Source organism: Paenibacillus sp. Soil522 (genome assembly GCF_001428245.1).
Lineage (GTDB): Bacteria > Bacillota > Bacilli > Paenibacillales > Paenibacillaceae > Pristimantibacillus.
In genome coordinates, this window is the sequence record NZ_LMRV01000055.1 from 151488 (window position 1) to 174725 (window position 23238).

21 protein-coding genes are annotated in these 23238 nt (G+C 47.1%); all 21 read left to right on the forward strand.

The window, feature by feature from the left end; genetic code table 11:
• The first annotated feature begins 2 nt into the window (after positions 1-2).
• The 21 genes from truB to ASG81_RS18460 all read left to right on the forward strand — a co-directional run bounded on the left by truB (position 3) and on the right by ASG81_RS18460 (position 23191).
• The gene (truB, locus tag ASG81_RS18360; RefSeq protein ID WP_056637232.1) at positions 3-917 is read left to right on the forward strand and encodes a tRNA pseudouridine(55) synthase TruB; all 915 of its coding nucleotides are present in this window, start codon (positions 3-5) and stop codon (positions 915-917) included.
• Between the two features lie 44 nt (positions 918-961).
• On the forward strand, positions 962-1909 hold the full coding sequence (locus ASG81_RS18365; protein WP_056637235.1) for a bifunctional riboflavin kinase/FAD synthetase: 948 nt from the start codon (positions 962-964) through the stop codon (positions 1907-1909).
• 213 nt (positions 1910-2122) lie between these two features.
• Entirely contained in the window at positions 2123-2392 is a 270-nt protein-coding gene (gene rpsO / locus ASG81_RS18370; RefSeq protein ID WP_053375765.1) for a 30S ribosomal protein S15, read from the forward strand.
• Between the two features lie 152 nt (positions 2393-2544).
• Positions 2545-4644 carry a polyribonucleotide nucleotidyltransferase gene (pnp, locus tag ASG81_RS18375; protein ID WP_056637239.1) on the forward strand — a complete coding sequence of 700 codons (2100 nt, stop codon included), beginning with the start codon at positions 2545-2547 and terminating at the stop codon, positions 4642-4644.
• A gap of 208 nt (positions 4645-4852) precedes the next feature.
• A complete protein-coding gene (locus ASG81_RS18380) occupies positions 4853-5851 on the forward strand; it encodes a polysaccharide deacetylase family protein (protein ID WP_056637242.1) in 999 nt (332 codons plus the stop codon).
• 110 nt (positions 5852-5961) lie between these two features.
• Complete coding sequence (locus ASG81_RS18385; RefSeq protein WP_056637246.1) at positions 5962-7230, forward strand: M16 family metallopeptidase; 1269 nt, start codon at positions 5962-5964, stop codon at positions 7228-7230.
• Entirely contained in the window at positions 7175-7654 is a 480-nt protein-coding gene (dut, locus tag ASG81_RS18390) for a dUTP diphosphatase (protein WP_155971637.1), read from the forward strand. The genes ASG81_RS18385 and dut overlap by 56 nt, the downstream gene beginning before the upstream one ends.
• A gap of 137 nt (positions 7655-7791) precedes the next feature.
• Positions 7792-8691 carry a dipicolinate synthase subunit DpsA gene (gene dpsA / locus ASG81_RS18395; RefSeq protein WP_056637254.1) on the forward strand — a complete coding sequence of 300 codons (900 nt, stop codon included), beginning with the start codon at positions 7792-7794 and terminating at the stop codon, positions 8689-8691.
• On the forward strand, positions 8688-9275 hold the full coding sequence (locus tag ASG81_RS18400; RefSeq protein ID WP_056637256.1) for a dipicolinate synthase subunit B: 588 nt from the start codon (positions 8688-8690) through the stop codon (positions 9273-9275). Before dpsA ends, ASG81_RS18400 begins: the two co-directional genes overlap by 4 nt.
• A gap of 31 nt (positions 9276-9306) precedes the next feature.
• Positions 9307-10341 carry an aspartate-semialdehyde dehydrogenase gene (gene asd, locus ASG81_RS18405; RefSeq protein WP_056637258.1) on the forward strand — a complete coding sequence of 345 codons (1035 nt, stop codon included), beginning with the start codon at positions 9307-9309 and terminating at the stop codon, positions 10339-10341.
• Positions 10342-10407: 66 nt separating this feature from the next.
• Complete coding sequence (gene dapG / locus ASG81_RS18410) at positions 10408-11622, forward strand: aspartate kinase (protein WP_056637262.1); 1215 nt, start codon at positions 10408-10410, stop codon at positions 11620-11622.
• Positions 11623-11649: 27 nt separating this feature from the next.
• Positions 11650-12525, forward strand: a complete 876-nt coding sequence (dapA, locus tag ASG81_RS18415; protein ID WP_056637267.1) for a 4-hydroxy-tetrahydrodipicolinate synthase — start codon at positions 11650-11652, stop codon at positions 12523-12525.
• A gap of 364 nt (positions 12526-12889) precedes the next feature.
• On the forward strand, positions 12890-14569 hold the full coding sequence (locus tag ASG81_RS18420; RefSeq protein ID WP_056637270.1) for a ribonuclease J: 1680 nt from the start codon (positions 12890-12892) through the stop codon (positions 14567-14569).
• 189 nt (positions 14570-14758) lie between these two features.
• Complete coding sequence (locus tag ASG81_RS18425) at positions 14759-15493, forward strand: ClpP family protease (protein ID WP_081417427.1); 735 nt, start codon at positions 14759-14761, stop codon at positions 15491-15493.
• The gene (locus ASG81_RS18430; RefSeq protein ID WP_056637273.1) at positions 15490-15702 is read left to right on the forward strand and encodes a YlzJ-like family protein; all 213 of its coding nucleotides are present in this window, start codon (positions 15490-15492) and stop codon (positions 15700-15702) included. Before ASG81_RS18425 ends, ASG81_RS18430 begins: the two co-directional genes overlap by 4 nt.
• 81 nt (positions 15703-15783) lie before the next feature.
• The gene (locus ASG81_RS18435) at positions 15784-18456 is read left to right on the forward strand and encodes an FtsK/SpoIIIE family DNA translocase (RefSeq protein WP_056637276.1); all 2673 of its coding nucleotides are present in this window, start codon (positions 15784-15786) and stop codon (positions 18454-18456) included.
• Between the two features lie 118 nt (positions 18457-18574).
• Positions 18575-19357: a spore cortex-lytic enzyme gene (sleB, locus tag ASG81_RS18440; protein WP_056637279.1), complete on the forward strand. Its 783-nt coding sequence runs from the start codon at positions 18575-18577 to the stop codon at positions 19355-19357.
• Between the two features lie 129 nt (positions 19358-19486).
• Positions 19487-20779: an EF-P 5-aminopentanol modification-associated protein YfmF gene (yfmF, locus tag ASG81_RS18445; RefSeq protein ID WP_056637282.1), complete on the forward strand. Its 1293-nt coding sequence runs from the start codon at positions 19487-19489 to the stop codon at positions 20777-20779.
• Between the two features lie 3 nt (positions 20780-20782).
• The gene (gene yfmH, locus ASG81_RS18450) at positions 20783-22069 is read left to right on the forward strand and encodes an EF-P 5-aminopentanol modification-associated protein YfmH (RefSeq protein ID WP_056637283.1); all 1287 of its coding nucleotides are present in this window, start codon (positions 20783-20785) and stop codon (positions 22067-22069) included.
• Positions 22066-22812, forward strand: coding sequence for an elongation factor P 5-aminopentanone reductase (gene ymfI / locus ASG81_RS18455; RefSeq protein WP_056637287.1), 747 nt, complete (start codon positions 22066-22068; stop codon positions 22810-22812). Before yfmH ends, ymfI begins: the two co-directional genes overlap by 4 nt.
• 127 nt (positions 22813-22939) lie before the next feature.
• Positions 22940-23191 (forward strand): DUF3243 domain-containing protein, encoded by a 252-nt coding sequence (locus ASG81_RS18460; protein WP_056637290.1) that lies wholly within the window; start codon positions 22940-22942, stop codon positions 23189-23191.
• The last annotated feature ends 47 nt before the right edge of the window (positions 23192-23238 follow it).

Consider the following 23238-nt stretch of genomic DNA (forward strand, 5'->3'; position numbering starts at 1 on the left):
CGATGGACGGCATTTTGGCAGTTTGGAAGCCTGAAGGCTGGACTTCTCACGATGTGGTTGCGAAGGTTCGCCGAATACTAAAGATGAAGCGGATTGGACATGCAGGAACGCTTGATCCTATGGTGACTGGTGTATTGCCATTATGTTTGGGGCGTGCAACTAGAGTGGTTGAATATGTACAAGAGCGACCTAAGTCATATGAAGCCGTATTGCAGCTTGGTATTGCTACGGATACGGAAGACTTAACCGGAACCGTCATCGAGCGCCAAGCGTCAGTAGCTGTTACTGAGGAAGCGGTTCGTCAAGCATTATCGCGTTTTACCGGTGAAATTGAACAAGTTCCGCCGATGTATTCTGCGGTAAAAGTGGATGGCAAACGATTGTACGAGCTTGCCAGAGAAGGAAAGACCGTTGAGCGGAAATCGAGAAAAGTAACGATTCATCAGATTGATCTCATGGACGCGCAGCTTGAGCTCGAACAGCCGAAAATAACGTTCTCGGTCATCTGTTCGAAAGGTACATACATTCGCACCTTATGTGTAGACATCGGCAAAGCGCTAGGCGTTCCTGCGACTATGGCCCACTTGACGAGAACGATGTCAGGCGGCATAACGAAGGAAAGCTGCTTGACGCTGGAACAGATCGAGGAATTGCAGCAGGCTGGTAAGTTAGGCGAGCATTTAATCGCCGCAGATGAAGCCATTACGCATTTGGAGCGGGCAATCGTTCCGGAATTGATTGGAAAGCTTGCGCTGCAGGGGCAGAAGGTTAACCTAAACCATGCCGGTATTTTGGCTGCAACGGCTGAAGATGGACAACTAATTCGTCTTTATAACGAACATAGCTCTTTTCTTGGCATTTTTCAGATTGACCAGGGAGCAGCCGTTTTCAGACCGGTAAAAGTATTTTCAGCTTAACCTATCGATGTAGAAAGTTAACAGGGAATGCAGGTGTTTCAGCGTTGGAAATTATTCCATTAAGTTTTCCTTTAAACGGATTGTCCACGTTATCGCTGGACAGACCGCTTTCCATAGCAATCGGTCACTTTGACGGCGTTCATCGCGGGCACCAAAACGTGATTCGCCAAGCCGTGAATGAGGCGAAGGGAGCCGAAATGCTATCTGCGGTCTTAACCTTCGATCCCCATCCGAAGGAAGTTCTCGGACAAGGGGATCAATACTACCGTTGTCTTACACCTCTTGACGCTAAGACTGCTTTATTTGCTGAGCTCGGAGTAGACCTTGTATTTATTATGAGGTTTGATCACGAGTTTGCTTCCGTATCTCCTGAGCGATTTGTGAACGAGGTGCTGCGGACGCTGCGTGCCAAGCAGGTAGTTGTTGGCTTCGATTTTAATTTTGGCCATAAAGGCTTAGGCAATACAGAAGCTTTGAAACAGTTAGGGCAACCTGACATAGCCGTTCATGTCATTGAACCTCTGTTCGAGAACGGAATAAAAGTGAGCAGCACCTATATCCGTGAAGCGCTTGAACTGGGTGATCTTGAATTGGCTGAACGTTTGCTTGGACGCCCTTATGAAGTACGCGGCAATATCGTGCATGGAGATAAGCGAGGACGGACGATCGGCTTTCCTACAGCTAACCTCCGATTTAATGCTTCGTTCATCGCGCCAAGACTGGGCGTCTACGCGATAACGGCTTGGATTAATGATAAAGCATACCCTGGCGTCTTGAATTACGGTTTAAAGCCAACCTTTCATGAGAAAGAGCTGCAGCCGGTAATGGAGGCTCATTTGTTTGACTTTAACGGGAACATCTATGGCGAACAGATGCGTTTGCAATTCCATTCATTCATCCGTTCCGAGAAAAAATTCAATTCCATTGATGACCTTATCAAACAAATCGAATCCGACTCTCATCAGGCTAAGGAAATTCTCGGTTATCACTGATGTGCATGTTTGTTTTTTAGGGTGATCGCAACGTCTTGAAGGAATGAAGATAAGCAACTCGACAACTGTTCACATTATATGTTATACTATACAACGTTGTGAGTAGACATACAGCTGTGTGTGTGCTGTTCATAACTTAACCTTAGCTTGGGTGTCCGATCTCACCGGCGGCAGCGAGGCTAATGGCGATTATTTAGAAGGAGGTGAATTAGGATGGCAATTACACAAGTACGTAAAAACGAACTGATTGAGACGCATAAGACACATGCAACGGACACGGGTTCTCCGGAAGTTCAAGTAGCTATCCTGACTGAAAACATCGTTAACTTGACTCAACATTTGCGGGAGCACAAGAAAGATCATCATTCCCGCCGTGGTTTGCTCAAGATGGTAGGTCAGCGCCGTAAGCTGCTTGCATACCTCAAAAACAATGATGTTAGACGTTACAGCGCATTGATCGAAAAACTCGGCCTACGCCGTTAAAACATGCGTAATGAAAAGCAACCTGGTTGTCCAGCCGTCCGGGAATACCGGATAAGCGGATTCGGGTTGCTTTTTGTAATAGGGAGACACTCAGAAAAACCTGCCAATTTGCAGTAAAATAGACTAAACAAATAACCTTTAGGAGGGATAAAATGGTACAACGAATTGAGATGATAGTAGGCGGAAGACCACTATCCATTGAAACAGGCCGACTTGCGAAGCAAGCGAATGCCTCTGTAACTGTGCAATATGGGGATACTGTCGTATTGTGTACTGTAACAGCTTCTGCAGGACCGAAAGATTTGGATTTCTTTCCATTAACGGTAAACTACGAAGAACGTTTGTACGCAGTTGGTAAAATCCCTGGTGGATTCATTAAACGTGAAGGCCGTCCAAGCGAGAAGGCGATTTTGTCCAGCCGGCTTACGGACAGGCCTATTCGTCCGTTGTTCCCGGATGGCTTCCGAAATGACGTACAAGTCATGAACATCGTTATGAGCGTAGACCAGGACTGTCCGCCGGAAATTGCATCTATGATCGGTACATCTGCTGCATTATCGATTTCTGACGTTCCATTCGACGGTCCGATTGGCGGCGTAAGCGTTGGTCGTGTGAATGGTCAATTTGTCATAAACCCGACAGTTGAGCAGGAGCAGCAAACAGATCTTTTTGTTGTCGTAGCCGGCACAAAGGATGCCATTATGATGGTTGAAGCGGAAGCGAACGAGGTTACTGAAGAAGTTATGCTCGAAGCGATTATGTTCGGTCACGATGAAATCAAAAACATTGTTGCCAAAATCGAGGAATTGCAAGCGATTGCCGGCAAACCAAAAATGGAAGTTAAGCTACATACCGTGAATGCACAAGTAAGTGCTGAAGTTCGCGCTTTTGCTTCTGCCCAGCTGGTAGAAGCCATTAAAGTGGAAGAGAAGCATGCCCGCCAGGACGCAATTGACGCTGTTAACAACGCGGCGATTGCTCACTTTGAAGAGCAATATATCGATACGCCTGAGCTGATTTCCGATGTGAAGGAAGTCCTTTATGACATCGTGAAAGAAGAGGTTCGCCGGCTTATTTCACATGATAAGGTTCGTCCAGACGGTCGTTCGCTGGAAGAAATTCGTCCGATTGACTGTGACGTAGCTCTTCTGCCGCGCACACACGGATCGGGCTTGTTCACGCGTGGACAAACACAAGCGCTAAGCGTTTGTACGTTAGGCGCGATGGGTGACGTTCAGATTTTGGACGGCATATCTCCTGAGGAAACAAAACGTTTTATGCATCACTACAACTTCCCGCCATTCAGCGTAGGTGAGGCTCGTCCGCTTCGTCCGCCGGGACGCCGGGAAATTGGTCACGGAGCACTTGGTGAGCGCGCGCTTTCCAAAGTAATCCCATCGGAAGCGGAATTCCCTTATACGATTCGTCTCGTTTCCGAAGTGCTGGAATCAAATGGTTCATCATCACAAGCAAGCATCTGCGCAAGCACGCTGGCTATGATGGATGCAGGCGTACCTATCAAAGCACCTGTAGCAGGTATCGCGATGGGTCTCATTAAAGACGGCGAACACTTCGCTATCCTCTCTGATATTCAAGGTATGGAGGATCATCTTGGCGATATGGACTTCAAGGTTGCTGGTACAGCTGCAGGCGTAACGGCTATTCAAATGGATATCAAAATTGCAGGCATTAATCGTGCGATTTTGCAGCAAGCTCTTGAACAAGCGCGTCAAGGACGTATTTTCATCCTGGGTAAAATGCTGGAAAGCCTGCCGACTACTCGGACAAGCTTATCGAAGTATGCGCCGAAAATTTTGACGCTTCGCATTAACCCGGACAAAATCCGTGATGTTATCGGCGCAGGCGGAAAAATCATCAACAAAATTATTGAAGAAACAGGCGTTAAAATCGATATCGAGCAAGACGGAATGGTATTCATTGCCTCCTCAAACGAGGAGATGAACCAGAAGGCAAAAGCGATTATCGAAGGTATTGTAAGAGAGGTTGTCGTTGGCGAAATTTACGTGGGTACAGTTAAGCGTGTAGAAAAATTCGGTGCATTTGTTGAGATTTTGCCGAATAAGGATGGACTTGTCCATATTTCGCAGCTGTCGACTGAACGTGTTGCCAAAACGGAGGATGTCGTGAACATTGGCGACCAAATCAAAGTTAAAGTAACAGAGATCGACCAACAAGGCCGGATTAATTTGTCTGCCAAAGTTTTAATGACGCAAGAAGCATCTCCGCAATAAGAGTACATCTCTAAGGCCGAAAATAGCAGCACAAGAAAGAAAAGAGCCAGATTTGATCTGTCTCTTTTTGTTTTTTTATATAGAACCGAATTGCCGTTACTCGTTTACGCTTGCATAATCTCGTCCCATATTTCATACAAATGGATTAACATGCTTCTTTAAGGTCAAGCTTAGGAAGAGTGCGAGGTCGTTAATGGGAGTGGGAGTTATGATGGTAAGAAAAGCTGCTGCAATTGCAGCAAGCATGCTCATGCTGCTTGTTTTCGTGAGCATTAATGATGATGTATCGCAATTTCTTGCCTCATTGAAATATGGCAATGCTAAACCGGCTTTAGCGGTGCTTACTGCTTCCCAGACGGAGCGTCAAAGGCTGCTGTCCATCATCTCCGCGGAAGCGGATAAGCGAAAAATTGATCCTGTTAATGCGCGGATTGACCGCGTATGGAAAGCGATACCTGGTTATAATGGGATAGAAGTGGATGTAGAGAAAACGCTCGAAGCAGCATTGCTTGCGCCTCCCGCGAATACGATTCAATATGTCTTTAAAGAAGTTGAGCCGAAAATCAAGCTTAACGATCTTGGCCCTTATCCCATCTACCGCGGAAATCCGAACAAGAAGATGATTTCCCTCATGATTAATGTAGCTTGGGGTAATGAATACATAGATTCTATTTTAAAAACACTGAAACGGGAAAATGTGAAAGCAACCTTTTTCCTTGATGGCAGCTGGTTGAACAAGAACGCGGATATCGCCAAACGAATACAAGGCGAAGGACATGAGATGTCTAATCATGCATATACTCATCCTGATATGAGAGCTTTAAGCAGGCAGGCGCAATCTAATCAAATTTCCAAAACCGAGGCGTTATTGAAATCCACATTGAACGTAAATAACAAATGGTTTGCTCCTCCGTCAGGCTCGTTTAATCAAGCTACCGTTCAAATTGCCGAGGAGCAGGGATTAAAAACGGTGCTGTGGACAATCGACACGGTTGATTGGCAGAAACCTCCGGCTGATTCAATTATACGCAAAATATCGATGAAGCTGGAGCCGGGCGCATTAATATTGATGCATCCCACATCATCGACGCGTGATGCGCTTGCAGGCATAATCGCTACGGCTAAAACAAATGGCTATGCGCTTGGGACGGTCAGCGAGACGCTTTCATCCAAGCGCATACCTGCTGCTGTTGAGGGGGCCGACTGATTCTGCTATAGTAAAAACATTCATGTCTACAAACACATGCTTACGATGTCAGTTTTGTTCGGCAAACTTATAATGAAGGATTGCCGCGCAAAACAATAGGAGGACTACTGGTGAAAAAATACACGCTTAGCAATGGATTACGCATTGTCGTCGAATACATTCCGACCGTAAGATCGGTTTCTTTTGGAATCTGGGTCAAAACGGGCTCACGCAATGAGACGCCTGAAAACAACGGAATCTCACATTTTATTGAACACATGCTGTTCAAAGGCACAGAGAACCGTACGTCGAAGGACATCGCCGACTTATTTGACGGCATTGGCGGTAATGTCAATGCGTTTACTTCTAAGGAATATACCTGTTATTTTGCAAAAGTGCTTGATGAGCATTTGCCGCTCGCTGTGGACGCGCTTTCAGACATGTTCTTCCATTCTAAGCTTGATCCCGAGGAGCTGGCGAAGGAAAAGAATGTCATTCTCGAGGAAATCTCCATGTACGAGGATACCCCCGATGATAAGGTGCATGACGAAGCATCGCGTGCTGCATTTGGAGACCATCCGTTAGCTTATTCGATTTTGGGGATTAAGGATCGTTTATCGGCCATGGATTCGAATACGCTTCTCGGGTATATGAAAGATGCGTACACGCTTGAGAATACGGTCATCAGTGTTGCAGGCAACGTGGAAGAGCAAGGCTTGCTCGCATTATTGGAGAAGCATTTTAGAGGCTTTACGAACAGCAAGCCGTCATCCTCGATCGTTAGTCCGCCGACTTTCCACGGTGATTACTTATTTTACAAGAAGAAAACCGAACAAAATCATTTATGTATATCATTTCCAGGCTGCTCAATTACTGATTCTCACTTGTATGCCATGATTCTGCTGAACAACGCGCTTGGCGGCGGAATGAGCTCACGGTTGTTCCAAGAAATTAGAGAGAAGCGCGGACTTGCTTATTCCGTCTATTCCTACCACACGTCCTATGCAGATACGGGCTTGTTTACTCTATATGCGGGAACGGCACCTAAGCAAACCAAGGAGGTGCTCGACTTGACGATGGAGCAGCTAAACGAGCTGTCTGTTAAAGGTCTAGGCGAGGATGAATTGCACCGTGGCAAGGAGCAGCTGAAAGGAAGCTTGATTTTGAGCTTAGAGAGCACAAGTAGCAGAATGAACCGTTTAGGCAAAAACGAGCTGATGCTCGGTCAACACTACACGTTAGACGAGCTGCTGAAGCGGATCGATTCGGTGCAGATGGCGGATGTCGTTGAAGTGACGAAGAGAATGTTATCCGTACCTTTTTCGGTCGCAATGGTAGGCTCTAATGATAAAGCAGCAGCGCAGCTTGGGAGGAATCAATTTGTATCAAGTTCTGTTTAAACGACTAGAAGGCAATGAAGATATCACGATTCCGCGAAAAATGTCCGAATGGGCTGCGGGCTTTGACCTGCAGGCTGCTGTAGGTGACCCTGTCGTGCTTGCGCCAGGGGAGCGCAAGCTTATTCCTACCGGCTTTGCAATGGCTATGCCCGGCGAGCTGGAAGCGCAAATCAGACCGCGCAGCGGACTCGCATACAAGCATGGCATTACTTGCTTGAATTCACCAGGAACGATCGATGCGGACTACCGGGGCGAGGTAAAGGTGCTTCTTATCAATTTGGGCCAGCAGCCATTTACGATTACGCGCGGAGAGCGGATCGCGCAAATGGTTTTCCAGCAGGTGCCTGCGGTTATCATTGCGGAAACAGAAGAATTGCCTGATACTGTACGAGGCGCGGGCGGTTTTGGACATACGGGCGTATAGGCCTGCATTGAATAAACATATAACTTTTTTTAAAAAAAGATCAGGTCATTTGCCTGATCTTTTTTTTATTTTTCACCCCGCTCTGGGCGCAAGCATAAGATGATCTAGATCTAGTAGCAAGAAAGGAGTGAAGCTTAATGCTAACAGGCGTTCAAGTGCTGCTGCTTGGCGGTGATGCAAGACAGCTCGAGGTCATACGCAAGCTGACAGAGCTTGATGCTGCCGTCACCGTCTCAGGCTTTGACGGCTTACATTCGTCGCTGGACGGAGCCGTTCAAGCAGAGTTCGAAGAACAGCTGTTCGAAGGCGTCGACGCGCTTCTGCTGCCCGCGGTAGGCACAGATGACCAAGGCTTGATTCATGCTGTTTTCAGCGATCGTCAAATGCAGCTGACTGATAGCCATTTTGCAAAGCTGCCTAAGCACTGCACGGTGTATACGGGAATGGCCAAACCATATTTACGCCAGCTGTGCGAGCAGCACAATTTATCATTAATTGAGCTGTTTGACCGTGATGATGTCGCGATATACAATTCCATACCGACTGCGGAAGGCGCATTGATGATGGCGATTCAGAATACCGATATTACCATTCACGGTGCATCATCCATGGTACTCGGATTTGGCAGAACCGGATTTACGATGGCTCGCACACTTCAAGGTTTAGGATCGAAGGTGAAGGTTGGCGTACGTCGATCGGAGCAGTTTGCAAGAGCTTCGGAAATGGGCTTTGAGCCTTTCTACATCAGTGGTTTGTTGCAGCATGTAAGCAATATTGACTTGCTTTTTAATACAATTCCGACTATGATAGTCACAGCGCAAATTATCGCAAATTTACCTTCGCGGGCCGTAATAATCGACCTTGCATCGAAGCCTGGCGGCACTGATTTCCGCTTTGCGGAGAAGCGGGGAATTAAAGCGATGCTCGCACCCGGACTACCCGGTATCGTCGCACCCAAAACAGCTGGACGTATCATGGCGGATTGCTTATCACAGTTGATTTTGGAAGATACGATTAAGCGGGGGAATGGGATATGAACTGGTCTGGAATAACAGTGGGTTATGCTTTGTCTGGCTCGCACTGTACATTTGCTGAGGTTATGCCTGAGATTAAACGGTTCGTCGATGCAGGCGCGAATGTGGTGCCGATCGTATCGAATACGCTTATGACCACGGACACGAGATTCGGAAAGTCCGAGGATTGGCAGGCGCAGCTTAAAGCAATTACTGGAAATGAACTGATATCTACGATCGTGCAGGCGGAGCCGCTTGGTCCTTCTAAGCTGCTGGACGTTCTCGTTATCGCGCCTTGCACAGGCAACACGACGAGCAGACTAGCAAATGCGATAACAGACAGCGCTGTGCTCATGGCTGCCAAGGCGCAAATGCGCAATGGACGTCCGATTGTGCTTGCCATTTCAACAAATGATGGACTCGGTTTAAATGCCGCTAACATAGCGAAGCTGCTAGTGGCTAAACATATTTATTTCGTACCGTTCGGCCAAGATAACCCTGTGCAGAAGCCTAATTCACTTGTTGCCAGAATGGATTTGGTCTTGGAAGCATGCGAAGCCGCCCTTGCGGGAAAACAGCTGCAGCCTCTGCTTGTCGAACGGCACTAATGACACATGTATAGAGGGGAGACGACAACAAATGTCGAATCAGAAATTGTTTAATGTTGCTGTAGTAGGAGCAACAGGCGCAGTAGGGGAACAAATAATAAAATTACTAGAGTCAAGAAACTTCCCGATTCAGAACCTTAAGCTATTATCGTCTGCTCGTTCAGCAGGCACCAAGATTAATTTCAAAGGTCAAGAGCTGACGGTAGAAGAAGCAACGCCGGATAGCTTCAAAGGTATTGAAATTGCTTTGTTCAGCGCTGGCGGCGACGTTACTAAAGCGTTGGCTCCGCATGCGGTAGAGCATGGTGCAGTATGTATCGATAACACGAATGCATACCGTATGGATGAGAACACTCCGCTTGTCGTTCCTGAGGTGAATATCGAGAAGGTTAGCGAGCATAATGGCATTATCGCAAACCCGAATTGTTCGACAATCCAAATGGTAGCTGCGCTTAAGCCGCTTCAAGACCGCTATGGCATTTCCCGTATCATCGTTTCCACTTATCAAGCCGTTTCAGGTGCCGGAAGCCGTGCAATTGACGAAATGCTGCGTCAAACGCAGGCTGCACTCAATGGCGAAGCTGTAAACCCGGATATTTTGCCGGTAGGAGCTTTGCCGGTTAAGCATCAAATCGCATTCAATGCGGTTCCGCAAATCGATAAATTTCAAGAGAATGGCTACACGCTCGAAGAAATGAAAATGGTTCGCGAAACGAAAAAAATTATGGGTGACGAATCCATCCAGGTTACGGCCACATGCGTGCGTATTCCTGTCGTTTACGGTCACTCGGAATCCTTATATGTTGAACTCAAAAACGACTACGATTTAGAAGAGGTTAAACAGCTGCTAGCAGATGCACCGGGCATTACGCTCGTTGACGATCCTGCTAACCAGCAGTACCCTCTTGCGACTGACGCTGCCGGTAAGCCGGATGTATTTGTTGGTCGCTTGAGACGCGATCTAGGGTCTGACCGCGGACTTAATATGTGGATCGTATCCGATAACCTGCTCAAAGGCGCAGCATGGAATGCTGTTCAAATCGCTGAACATATCGCAAAGGGTTAATTTATTAAGTACTGGGTAATACGCTAGGCTGCTTCTTCTCGGGATCGATTACGGAGGATAATCATTATGCGCATCCTGATCCAAAAATTCGGGGGCACCTCATTATCTACCGATCATGCCAGAGAACACGTTATCCATCACATTAGTAGAGAACGCAGTAACGGCTTGGCTGTTGTCGTTGTTGTATCGGCCATGGGCCGCAAGGGTGATCCTTATGCAACGGATACTTTGCTGCAGCTCATTCGTAATAATGGCGACAAGCTTCCGATGCGGGAGCGGGATATGCTGCTAGGCTGCGGGGAAATTATTTCCGCAGCCGCTTTATGCAGTTTACTCATCGCAAGCGGCATTCCATCCGTCGTTTTAACCGGCGGACAGGCGGGCATAATTACTGACGAACAGTATGGGCAAGCCCGAATTAAACAAATTCATCCGGATAAGGTATTAGGTCATTTAGGGGCAGGAAAGGTCGTTATTGTAACCGGCTTTCAAGGCAGCACGGCACAAGGCGACACGACTACGCTCGGACGCGGTGGCAGTGATACATCTGCAACTGCGCTCGGTGCAGCGCTGCGAGCCGAAATGGTCGACATCTATACAGACGTAAACGGAATCTTGACAGCAGATCCTCGCATAGTTGAAGAGGCAAAGCCATTGTCTGTCGTAAGCTATGCTGAAATATGTAACATGGCAAGGCAAGGCGCGAAGGTTATTCATCCGCGTGCCGTAGAGATTGCCCAGCAGGCACGCATACCGCTGCGGGTACGATCTACCTTTTCGAACGAGACGGGTACGCTTGTAACCGACTCAGCCGAGCTAAAAGCAGAACTCAATGTTAAGGATCGGCATGTCACGGGAATTGCGCATGTATCCGGAATTACACAAATAACGGTTAAGGCTATCGAAGGCCGCAATGATGTGCAGCTGCAGGTGTTTCAATCGATGGCAAAACATCATATTAGTGTTGACTTTATAAATGTAACGCCTAGCGGTGCAATTTATACGGTATATGACCATGATGCTGAACGTGCAGTTAATGTGTTGAAGGATGGCGGTTTCGCGCCTTCAGCAATAAATGGCTGTGCAAAGGTATCCGTAATTGGCGGCGGAATGAATGGAGAGCCTGGCGTTATGGCGCGCATCGTGGAAGCGCTGACGGAACAGGGGATTTCCATCATGCAATCAGCTGATTCTAATACAACGATTTGGGTGCTCGTTCGTGAAGCGGATATGGCAGAGGCATTACGTTCTCTCCACGCGAAGTTCGAGCTTCATCGATAGAGAGCAATACTTTTGGGAGGAATTCAGATGGAATTTGGAAGGCTAATTACCGCGATGGTAACCCCATTCGATGCGGACGGTCATATTGATTGGCAAACGACCGGCCGACTGATTGATTATTTAATTGAGGAGCAGCAAAGCGATAGTCTTGTCGTTTCAGGCACTACTGGCGAATCGCCGACGCTGTCCGATGAAGAGAAGCTGGAGCTGTTCCGATTTGCTGTCAAGCATGCGAATGGTCGTTGCAAAATTATTGCCGGTACAGGGAGCAACAACACAGCCCATTCCATCCATTTGACGAAAGATGCGGAAGCGGCTGGTGTAGACGGCATCCTGCTTGTCGCTCCTTATTATAACCGTCCTAGCCAAGAAGGACTTTATCAGCACTTTAAGGCTGTTGCGGAAGCTACAGCTCTGCCTATCATATTGTATAACGTGGAAGGCCGCACTGGTGTGAACCTTTCCGCAGAAACGACGCTTCGCTTAGCGCAAATCGAAAATATTGTGGCAACGAAGGATTGCGCATCAACCGATCAATTAACGCAAATTATTAGCGGAGCTCCCGCTGATTTTAAAGTATACAGCGGAGATGATGGCGCAACTCTGCCAGCGTTGGCCGTTGGCGGATACGGTATTATCAGCGTAGCAAGCCATATTGTCGGAGCACAGATGAATGAGCTAATTAAAGCTTATATTAGTGGCAACGTGCAGGAAGCAGCTCGTATTAATGGGCTTTTACATCCGATTTTCAAAGGCCTGTTCTATTGCCCGCATCCGGTACCTAATCCAGTCGCAGTCAAATTTGCACTTGGTTTGAAAGGTTTCCCGGTCGGCGGTGTAAGGCTACCACTAGTAACAGTGAACGAATCAGAAGCCGCATTTTTACGCAATTTGATCGTATAAATAGACGCTATCGTTGACTGCAGCCGGTGCATCCAGCATCGGTTTTATTTTTTTGGGAAGCATAATGAATAATAGCAATATCGGGTTTCACTTGTATTCCATCTTTTTCTTCATGTATAATGATTTCAAGTGACTGGGTGCGGCAAATATTTGGAAATGAACTTAACGTCAGAGCGGCATCTGACGATAACAGCACATAAGTATAAAAAAGGTTCGGCGTCACAACACAAATGGAAAAGTACGTAGCAAACTCGTACTTTTCCATATTAAGACAATACTTACGAAGCGTTCTAGCTTCGCAAAATTTAATAAGAGGATTACGAAGCAAGTATGCTTCGCAAAATTTTAAGGAGGAAAGATACACTTGTCTAAGAAGAACAACCAGGATAAACTGCTTATATTTGCATTAGGCGGAGTAGGCGAGATCGGTAAAAATATGTACGTCATCCAGTATAACAATGACATTGTTGTTGTTGACTCAGGCTTGAAGTTTCCAGAAGAGGACATGCTCGGAATCGATATTGTAATTCCGGATATCTCGTATCTAACGGAAAATCGCGATAAAGTTCGCGGAATAATTATTACGCATGGACATGAGGATCACATCGGCGGCTTGCCGTATGTACTAAAGAGCCTAAATGTTCCATTATATGCAACTAAACTTACACTCGGACTGATCGAAGGTAAACTGAAGGAAGCAGGCTTGCTAGGAGAAACGAAGCGTATTCTCATCAATGCAGACAGCGAAATTCAATTAGGCACTATCCGTGCTTCCTTCTTCAGAACGAATCACAGTATTCCTGATTCCGTTGGCGTTAGCTTGGATACGCCGGAAGGCACAGTCGTTCATACGGGTGACTTCAAATTCGACCATACACCGGTTAACGAGCAATTCGCTGATTTACAGCGTATCGCTGAAATTGGTAAACGTGGCGTTTTGGCGCTATTGTCGGACAGCACGAATGCTGAGCGTCCAGGATATACGCCGTCTGAAGCCCAGGTCGGCGACAATCTAGAAGATATTTTCCGGAAATCATTACAGCGCGTAGTCGTTGCTACCTTCGCATCCAATGTACACCGGATTCAACAAATTATTAATGCTGCAATCGCTACCCGCCGCAAAATCGCTGTTGTAGGCCGCAGCATGGTAAACGTTGTTGGCATCGCTTCCGATCTTGGTTACTTGAACATTCCAGAAGGTATGATTATCGAACCGGAGGAAGTTAATAAATTGGCAGCTGATCGGGTTGTCATTTTATGTACAGGCAGTCAAGGCGAGCCAATGTCGGCGCTTACGCGCATGGCTCGTTCAACACACCGCAAGGTGGATATTTTACCTGGAGATACGGTTATTATCGCCGCAACGCCGATTCCAGGCAACGAACGTTATGTTGGTCGTACGGTTGATGAATTATTCCGTTTGGGCGCAAATGTTATTTACGGCAATGGTTCGGTCTCAGGCGTTCACGTATCCGGTCACGGCAGCCAAGAAGAATTGAAGCTTATGCTTAACCTGATTAAGCCTAAATATTTCATTCCTATCCACGGTGAATACCGGATGCTTCGCCAGCATGCAAAGCTTGGAGAAGCGATCGGCATCGATCGTGAAAACATTTTTGTCATCGATAACGGCGATACTGTCGAATTCCAGAACGGAAACGGCCGTAAAGGCTCGAAAGTACAAGCCGGCAATGTATTAATTGATGGTTTGGGTGTTGGCGATGTCGGTAATATTGTACTGCGTGACCGTAAGCTGTTGTCGCAAGACGGCATTTTGGTTGTCGTGGTTACATTGAGCAAGCAGGATGGAGCGATTTTGTCAGGCCCGGATATTATTTCTCGCGGTTTCGTTTATGTTCGCGAATCCGAAGGTCTTCTTGATGAAGCTAATCGCATCGTTACTTCAACGCTTACACGACTGATGAATGATAAGGTGAATGAATGGGCATCGCTTAAAACGAATGTGAAGGACGCGCTTGGCCGCTTTTTGTACGAGCAGACTCGCCGCCGCCCAATGATTTTGCCAATTATTATGGAAGTATAATTCAATAGTTGAACAATGAAGAGAATCGCTTGTCCAATCCGCATTTGCCGCGGCGGACGCAAGCGATTCTCTTTTTTTTTATGTTGTATGTAATCGCTGCTTCAATTTGAATAAATTCGACATTAGACCCCATACTATGACAAGCATTAATTCATAAGAGGGGGATTGCACATGAATTGGCAATCACAGATGGACATAGCAGCAGAACAGACCGAACCAAATGTGGATGAGAAAAAAAAGGCGAGTGCTGTTGTCGAAACGATTCAGCAGCTCGGCCAGACTGCTATTCCCGCACAAACAGAGTCAAATATTTTTTGTATGACGATTATTGGACAAGTGGAAGGGCATCTCGTCTTGCCCCCGCAAAATAAAACGACTAAGTACGAGCATTTGATTCCGCAATTAGTGGCAGCAGAGCAAAATCATAAAATTGAAGGCATTTTTATCGTACTTAATACGGTAGGCGGCGATGTCGAAGCGGGACTGGCGATTGCTGAAATGATTTCATCCCTATCCAAGCCTACCGTAACGCTTGTGCTTGGCGGTGGACATTCCATCGGCGTTCCGATTGCAGTAGCAGGCGATATGTCGTTTATTGCAGAAACGGCGACGATGACGATACATCCGATTAGGTTAAACGGACTCGTGATCGGCGTACCGCAAACCTTCGAATATTTGGATAAAATGCAGGAACGTGTCGTCCGTTTTGTCATATCGCACTCCAATGTAACGGAGCACACCTTTAAAGAGCTGATGTTCAAAACCGGTGAGCTTACCCGCGATATCGGTACAACGGTCATTGGCTCGGATGCGGTGAAGCATGGGCTAATTGATGCGGTGGGCGGCTTGGGAGAAGCGCTTAAAGAATTAAATCGACGGATTGAAGCTGCTAAGATTGGAAAAGTCGAGGTGAAAAGTGTATGACAATATATACAAATATGCCCCTTGAAGTGGTATTGGAAGGCTTTCATGACGAAATGGAACAGCTGCAAGAGATATGGTCAAAAGGCGTTAAGATGCAGGTCATGCCTGTTGCGCCAGGAATGGGTAAAATTGTGCGTCTTCTAGAATGCAGCTTAGATGATTACTTAAATCCGAATTTAACACCTGGCACGATCGTCCATTACCAATAAATAGCAAACATACGTTCGTACGAATGTCTCATAGGAACATTTGTCCACCTATGGTATAATCTTTTACCAGAGGTGACGAATGTGGCAAAGAAAAAGAGACGAAAAAAATCAATCGGCACAAACTTAAAATATGAAGTATATGGCATTTTGCTCATTACGATCTCCATTATAGCTCTTTCTGGAGAAGCAGCTGTCGGGCGCTCGTTATCCAAGCTATTTGGACTTGTGCTCGGCAAGTTTTATTTCGTGCTTGCTATAATTGGCATAGTTGTCGGATTGACAGTCATGATTAAACGAGCTTGGCCAAAAGGCTGGACGAATAAGCGGACTGGCTTTTTTATTCTGGTACTCGCTTTTACTCTGATGAGCTCCATATCGGAAATTGACCAGAAACTGACCCCAACGGTTGATTTGACAGGTACGATGATATTCAGGCAGCTAAGCAGTGATTTGCAATTATCTCTAATAAGCGTACCGGCAGAGAACGATTTACCGATTAGAAGCAAAGAAATTAGCGGCGGTTACGTCGGCGCGATTCAATATTCATTATTTTTCTCCTTATTTGGTTACTACGGTGCAAAGTTAATTATGTTCGTCATGTTCGCTATTTCCATAATGCTGATGACGGGTAAGTCGTATGTGGAATTAGGAAGATTGGTGACCGCCAGAGCTACTCGAATGTTCAGATTACTGGCGGCCAAATGGGCGACAAGATCATCACGGCGTGTTTCAACTGCGGTGGCTAATGCAAATGCAGGACCGACGGATATGGACGATGATGAGACGATCGATGACGATCATGAAGGCTATGTCGTGTCTCCGCCAAGGAGGAGGAGATCCTTGTTTTTCTCTTGGAGACAGGATCGTGATACCGAGGAACCGGGCAATGAGGATGATGAGCAGGACGAATGGGTATTCGAGCCAAATGGCCCGAATGCACATGAAAACAATAATCCGGCTTGGCAAAATGATATGGAACCGCCATGGGAGAAGTCAGGCGAGGATCTACATACGGAAGTAAGGAATGCTGAGCCTGTGCGGGATGGTGTCATACCATGGGAAGAGGCTGGGACAGGCATCATTATCGATCATGAGTTGTCTGCTGGACCTAGCGGGGAAGAATGGAACGAGTCATGGCCTGTTCAGGAACATACCGATTCCGTGCTGGATGAGGAGGAGGAGGATGACCAGGAGGAGGATCCGGCTTTACAGGATTCGGAAATGCGATCTAATGTTGGCTCCGAAGCCTCGGAAGCCATAGTAAATGAGGAAAGTGTCATGCAGAGCGCACCTAAACACCAAATTGCTCTGGAAGAGGCAAATATAACAAAGCCATATTTGCTGCCTCCGTTTTCGCTGCTTACGAAGCCGAATTTACTTGGCAAAAGTGCTGATGCATCCGATATGTATGACTCGCGAAGAAAGCTCGAGGCAACGCTTGAAAGTTTTGGCGTGCGGGCTAAAGTGCTTGATGTCGTAAGAGGTCCCGCGGTTACGCGCTATGAGGTTCAGCCGGCAACAGGAGTTAAAGTTAGCCGTATCGTAGGACTTACGGATGATATCGCTCTTGCGTTAGCTGCCAAGGACATCCGTATGGAAGCGCCGATACCAGGTAAATCGGCGATCGGAATAGAAGTGCCGAACATGGAAGTATCCGTCGTCACGATGCGCGAGGTAATGGAGACGGCGACTTTCCAAAATGCATCGTCTAAATTATCAATCGCATTCGGTCGTGACATTTCCGGTCAGACGATTGTGGGCAATTTAGCAAAAATGCCCCATTTACTCGTTGCAGGCGCTACAGGATCAGGTAAATCGGTTTGTATTAACGGTATTATTACAAGTATTTTGTATAAAGCTGCACCGGACGAAGTGAAATTTCTCATGATTGACCCGAAGATGGTTGAATTGAATGTGTACAATGGAATACCGCATTTGCTTGCTCCTGTCGTTACGAATCCTAAGCGGGCTTCACTCGCCTTGAAGAAGATTGTTGTAGAGATGGAGAGCCGCTACGAGCTATTTTCTAAATCTGCGACGCGTAACATTGAAGGGTATAACAATTTAATGGCGGATAATCCGGCTGCAGTTCTTCCATATATCGTTGTTATTGTGGACGAGCTTGCGGATTTAATGATGGTTGCCGCGAATGACGTAGAGGATTCGATCGCAAGACTTGCCCAAATGGCGCGGGCTGCCGGAATTCATCTCATCATTGCGACTCAACGGCCGTCAGTCGATGTTATTACAGGTGTTATCAAAGCGAACATCCCGTCGCGTATCGCATTCGGCGTATCTTCTCAAGTCGACTCGCGAACCATTCTTGATATGGTTGGAGCTGAGAAGCTGCTTGGCCGCGGCGATATGCTGTTCTTACCTGTAGGAATGTCTAAGCCGATAAGGGTGCAAGGCGCCTTTCTATCGGATCAGGAAGTGGAAACGCTCGTTAATTATGCTCGCGGCCAAGCCGAAGCGGAATATAAAACAGATCTTGTGCCTGAGGTTGAAGAAGAATCATCCGAATCCAATGAGGTGCTCGATGAGCTTTACGATCAAGCGGTACAAATTATTTTGGAAGCGAAGCAAGCGTCGGTTTCCTTACTGCAGCGCCGAATGAGGATCGGTTATACTAGAGCTGCAAGGCTGATCGACCAAATGGAGGCTCGCTCCATTGTCGGTCCATATGAGGGAAGCAAGCCGCGGGAAGTGCTTATTACGTTGGACGAATTTCAAGCTGGCCGAGTCAGCTCCTAATTTCCGCTCATTGCAGGAAGAGGATCTTCATGCATAGAAGAGGGATCAATTTCTCATACTAAAGTTAGGTAACGCTACCTTAAGCGAACTAACTTGCAAGAGAAAGGCAGATCCCATCATGAGAAATCGTTTGATTTTGATGACCTCGATTATCGTGCTGTTGCTGTTCGGGTCCATTTCATTACTGCGCGGAGAGCATAACGAAACAGCGGAAACGTTCAGCAACGCTACTTTGACGGTAGGTTCCTCCGGTCAGGACGTCTATGAATTGCAAGGACGGCTCAAGCATCTCGGTTATTTCAAAGGTGAAGTAGACGGGAAGTTTGGTCAAAGCACTAAAAACGCGGTAACGTGGTTCCAATGGAAGTTCGGCATGAAATCGGACGGCGTTGTCGCAGCAAAAACAAAGCTTAAGCTTTGGGAGGCTACGAAAAGCTGGAAGCCGTCAGCAGCTCCTTCAGACTCGAAAGCAGGTGCCGGCGGGAAAGAAACCGCTAGCTCGAAAGGCAAGAAAACGTCAATTGCGAAGTCCAACCGGCTCGGCTTGACGGATAATGATTTGCAGATGATGGCCAACGCCGTTTACGGCGAAGCGCGCGGTGAGCCTTACGAGGGGCAAGTAGCAGTTGCAGCTGTTATTATTAACCGTTTGAAATCGCAAAGCTTTCCGAATACGATTTACGGCGTAATCTTCCAACCGGGCGCTTTCACTGCGGTTGCTGACGGGCAAATTTGGTTGACGCCGAATGAAAAGGCTAAAGAGGCGGTCGAGGATGCCATTAATGGCTGGGACCCAAGCGGCGGCTGCCTCTACTATTTTAATCCGGAAACGGCTACCTCGAAATGGATCTGGACCCGGACGCAAATCAAAACGATCGGCAAGCATATTTTCTGTATGTAACTATAAGGATTTCACGAAAGGAAGCAGCCATTACTGCCTAGCGCAGCAGTGGTTGCTTCTTCCATTTCCTATAGGTTAGAATGGTATAGTGAATTGTCAAATGGAATAGATTTACTCTATAACGCACCGATGAAAGGAGCAAACCGAGTGGCCCAATTCGAAAGAGGGCAGCTGCAGCGTATTCGTCTGCATGTGCTGCCTACAAAACGATTTAAAACGTTTGCTATTTCCTTATTTGCGGGACTTACTCTTGATGAAGCAACGGTAACTCCGGTTGCGCTTATCCCGTTCGTTCTGAGAAGAGGCACAGCGAATTTGCCGGAAACAATCGCTTTCCGTGAGAAGCTGGATGATTTATATGGAGCAGGCTTTGGTTTCGACGTGTATAAAAGAGGCGATTCCCAAATCGTTCAATTCCGCATGGATGTCATAAATGATGAATTTGTTTCGTCGAACACTCCGCTCCTTGCAGAATCGCTTCGCTTCCTGGGAGATGTGCTTACCGATCCGTTGTTAGACAATAATGGTTTCCACCATAAATATGTGGATGCAGAGAAAACGACGCTTAAGAAGAGGCTGGAGGCGATCGTGAACGATAAGATACGGTATGCCGCTGAGCGATGCCTGGAAGAGATGTGCGCGGATGAGCCTTACCGTCTTCATCCGCTTGGCAAGCTGGCAGACATCGATGCGATCACACCTTCGTCGTTGTATGCAAATTACGAGCAGTGGTTGGATAACGCCGCGCTTGATTTATATGTAGTTGGCGATACGACGCTGGAGGAAGTTACTGAGCTCGTAACGAAAGCCTTTAAGCTAAAGGAAGGCGCGCCATCTGTTTATTCGGTTCCAAATGTGCAGCATCCTGTTAAAGAAGTGAAAACCGTTACGGAGCGAATGGAGGTTAGTCAGGGCAAGCTGAATTTGGGTCTTCGTACCGGAGTAGGCTATGAAGATGACGCTTATCCGGCTGTTTTGATGTATAACGGCATTTTGGGCGGATACCCTCATTCGAAGCTTTTTTTGAACGTGCGCGAGAAGGAAAGCTTAGCGTATTATGCCTCATCACGGCTTGACGGTCATAAAGGTCTTTGCACGATTCAATCCGGCATAGAGTTTGCGAATTACGACCGTGCGGTTGTCATTATTAAGGAGCAGCTTGAAAGCATGCGCCAAGGCCAGCTTTCGGAGCTGGAGCTGAATCAAACGAAGGCGATGATTTCTAATCACCTCCGTGAGCTTCAGGATTCCGCCTATGAGATGATCGCCTATGATTTCAATAGCGTACTTACCGGGAAGCAGCGAAGCGCAGAGCAGCTGCTTGAGCAGGTTCAGGCGGTTACCGCTGAGGATATCGTAAAGGTTGCGGCTCGCGTGCAGCTGGATACGATTTACTTTTTGCGTGATCGAAAGGAGGCATAACGAATGCAAACCCTTAGCTATCCAAACGTGCAGGAAACGTTATATCGGGAAGTTCTTGATAACGGTCTTGAGGTTATCGTGCTGCCGAAGGAAGGCTTTAATAAAACCTATGCGACATTTTCCACGAAATATGGCTCGGTCGACAACCGGTTTTCGGTCGGCAATCAGCCTCCGGCGAAAGTGCCTGACGGCATAGCCCATTTCTTGGAGCATAAAATGTTCGAAGAGCCTACGGGCGACATTTTTGCCGTATTTGCATCTCAGGGAGCGTCAGCGAATGCGTTTACGAGCTTCGACAGAACGGTTTATTTGTTTTCGGCGACGGAGCAAATTAACAAGAACTTGGAGACGCTCATCAATTTCGTTCAAAACCCTTATTTTACGGATACAAACGTAGAGAAAGAAAAAGGAATTATCGAACAAGAAATTAATATGTACCGTGACAATGCCGATTGGAGAGTTTATTTCGGTCTGATTGATGCGCTTTATCACGAGCATCCGGTGCATATCGATATCGCCGGTACGGTGGAATCCATCAGACAAATCGACAAGGAAACCCTTTACCGCTGCTACGAGACGTTTTATCATCCATCTAATATGCTGTTGTTTATCGTCGGCAGCGTAAATGCTGAGGAAGTGTTTCAGCTTGTACGCGAGAATCAAAACGGAAAATCGTTTGAGCCTCAAGGTCCGATAGAGCGTTTTTTTGAGAAGGAGCCTGAATCCGTAAAGATTAAACGCAAGGTGACGGAGCTGCCTGTGTCATTGCCTAAGTGCATGCTCGGCTTAAAAGAAAAGAAGACGGGTCTAAGCGGCGAAGCCCTACTTCGTCAAGAAGTGACGACGAAGCTGATGTTGGAGGCTCTAATTGGTCCTAGCTCCAAGCTTTATCAACAGCTTTATGAAAATGATCTGATCTCGGATTCCTTCGGACACGAATACAATTCGAGCACCGGCTATGCCTTCTCGGTTATTGGCGGCGATACTCCTAACCCGGATGAGCTCATCAAGCAAATACGAACGTCTGTAGAAGGACTATTGGCCAGAGGAATCGAACCAACCGCGTTCGAGAGATCCAAACGAAAAAAAATCGGCGGATATTTACGCATGCTAAACTCCCCAGAAGCGATTGCCGGCGAATTTACGAAATATCGGTTCCGTGACAGCGATATGTTCGATGTGCTCGATTTCTATGAAAAATGTACGCTTGACGAGGTAAACGAGCGGCTGCGCGAGCATTTCGATTTTGACCAGCTTGCAGTATCGATTGTGGAACAGCCGTCAAAATGAAGACGCTCCAGCAAATGACGGTGCTTATTACCGGGGGAGGCCGCGGTATCGGGGCAGCCATTGCCAAACGATTTGCGGCTGAGGGTTTAAATATCGTCATACATTATTTGCAATCGCATGAAACGGCTAACGAGACGGCACGTACGTGCATGGCTCTTGGGGCAAACGTATTAACAATCTCTGCGGATTTACGCTCGAAGGAGCAGCTCGAGCGGATGCGGGAGAAGCTGGAGAGCCATAACATGCTTCCGGATATATTGGTTAACAATGGCGGTATCTCGCACTACGGCATGCTGATGGATGTGTCGGAGGAAGAATGGGATGAAGTGATGGCCGTTAACCTGAAGGGAATGTTTCTTTGCTCGCAGCTATTTATGCCTAATATGATTGCACAGCGTTATGGCCGAATTATTAATGTTTCTTCTATTTGGGGAATGTCGGGAGCATCCTGCGAAGTGCTTTATTCTACAACCAAGGGCGGCATGAACGCTTTTACGAAGGCGCTGGCGAAGGAGCTGGCGCCGACGGGCGTTACCGTCAACGCCGTTGCCCCAGGAGCTGTTGACACGGAAATGATGGACGGGTTTAATGCGGAGGAGAAGGCTGCGATGCAGCAGGAAATTCCAGTCGGACGATTCGGCTCCACTGATGAAATCGCTTCGCTTGTTTATTTTCTGGCGCTGCCGGAGTCATCCTACATTACGGGGCAAATCATCAGCCCTAACGGCGGTTGGCATACTTAATTTCGCTTAATTTCGAGACTGCCTTTTTTACGGACAAGTCTTTTGGCTTTTTGCATAATCAGAGCGGCATTTACACATGATAGAACTGTTGATGATTCTTTTCTATACCTGTAGGAGGCGAAGAAACATGTCAACTGTCCTTACTAATTTTGCAACATGGAAGCATTTTTTGGCAGACCGAGTATCGCATGCGAAAAAGATGGGGATGACGGAAGAAACAATTTCATCTTTAGCTTACGAAATCGGTTCCTTTCTCGAAGAGAAGGTCGATCCGAAAAATGAGGAAGAACGCGTGTTGAAGGAGCTATGGGATGTTGGTGACGAGAGTGAACGCAAAGCGCTTTCATGCATGATGGTCAAGCTCGTCCAAAATTCTTAACTGCCACCGTACGGAGACGATATTTTCGTCAACAGAAGCAGAAGCAG

Excerpts from the sequence above, each read along its gene's own strand:
- truB (WP_056637232.1), top strand. The coding sequence starts at position 3 with ATGGACGGCATTTTGGCAGTTTGGAAGCCTGAAGGCTGGACTTCTCAC.
- rpsO (WP_053375765.1), top strand. The coding sequence starts at position 2,123 with ATGGCAATTACACAAGTACGTAAAAACGAACTGATTGAGACGCATAAG.
- pnp (WP_056637239.1), top strand. The coding sequence starts at position 2,545 with ATGGTACAACGAATTGAGATGATAGTAGGCGGAAGACCACTATCCATT.
- ASG81_RS18380 (WP_056637242.1), top strand. The coding sequence starts at position 4,853 with ATGATGGTAAGAAAAGCTGCTGCAATTGCAGCAAGCATGCTCATGCTG.
- dut (WP_155971637.1), top strand. The coding sequence starts at position 7,175 with ATGATAAAGCAGCAGCGCAGCTTGGGAGGAATCAATTTGTATCAAGTT.
- dpsA (WP_056637254.1), top strand. The coding sequence starts at position 7,792 with ATGCTAACAGGCGTTCAAGTGCTGCTGCTTGGCGGTGATGCAAGACAG.
- ASG81_RS18400 (WP_056637256.1), top strand. The coding sequence starts at position 8,688 with ATGAACTGGTCTGGAATAACAGTGGGTTATGCTTTGTCTGGCTCGCAC.
- asd (WP_056637258.1), top strand. The coding sequence starts at position 9,307 with ATGTCGAATCAGAAATTGTTTAATGTTGCTGTAGTAGGAGCAACAGGC.
- dapG (WP_056637262.1), top strand. The coding sequence starts at position 10,408 with ATGCGCATCCTGATCCAAAAATTCGGGGGCACCTCATTATCTACCGAT.
- dapA (WP_056637267.1), top strand. The coding sequence starts at position 11,650 with ATGGAATTTGGAAGGCTAATTACCGCGATGGTAACCCCATTCGATGCG.
- ASG81_RS18425 (WP_081417427.1), top strand. The coding sequence starts at position 14,759 with ATGGACATAGCAGCAGAACAGACCGAACCAAATGTGGATGAGAAAAAA.
- ASG81_RS18430 (WP_056637273.1), top strand. The coding sequence starts at position 15,490 with ATGACAATATATACAAATATGCCCCTTGAAGTGGTATTGGAAGGCTTT.
- sleB (WP_056637279.1), top strand. The coding sequence starts at position 18,575 with ATGAGAAATCGTTTGATTTTGATGACCTCGATTATCGTGCTGTTGCTG.
- yfmF (WP_056637282.1), top strand. The coding sequence starts at position 19,487 with ATGAAAGGAGCAAACCGAGTGGCCCAATTCGAAAGAGGGCAGCTGCAG.
- yfmH (WP_056637283.1), top strand. The coding sequence starts at position 20,783 with ATGCAAACCCTTAGCTATCCAAACGTGCAGGAAACGTTATATCGGGAA.
- ymfI (WP_056637287.1), top strand. The coding sequence starts at position 22,066 with ATGAAGACGCTCCAGCAAATGACGGTGCTTATTACCGGGGGAGGCCGC.
- ASG81_RS18460 (WP_056637290.1), top strand. The coding sequence starts at position 22,940 with ATGTCAACTGTCCTTACTAATTTTGCAACATGGAAGCATTTTTTGGCA.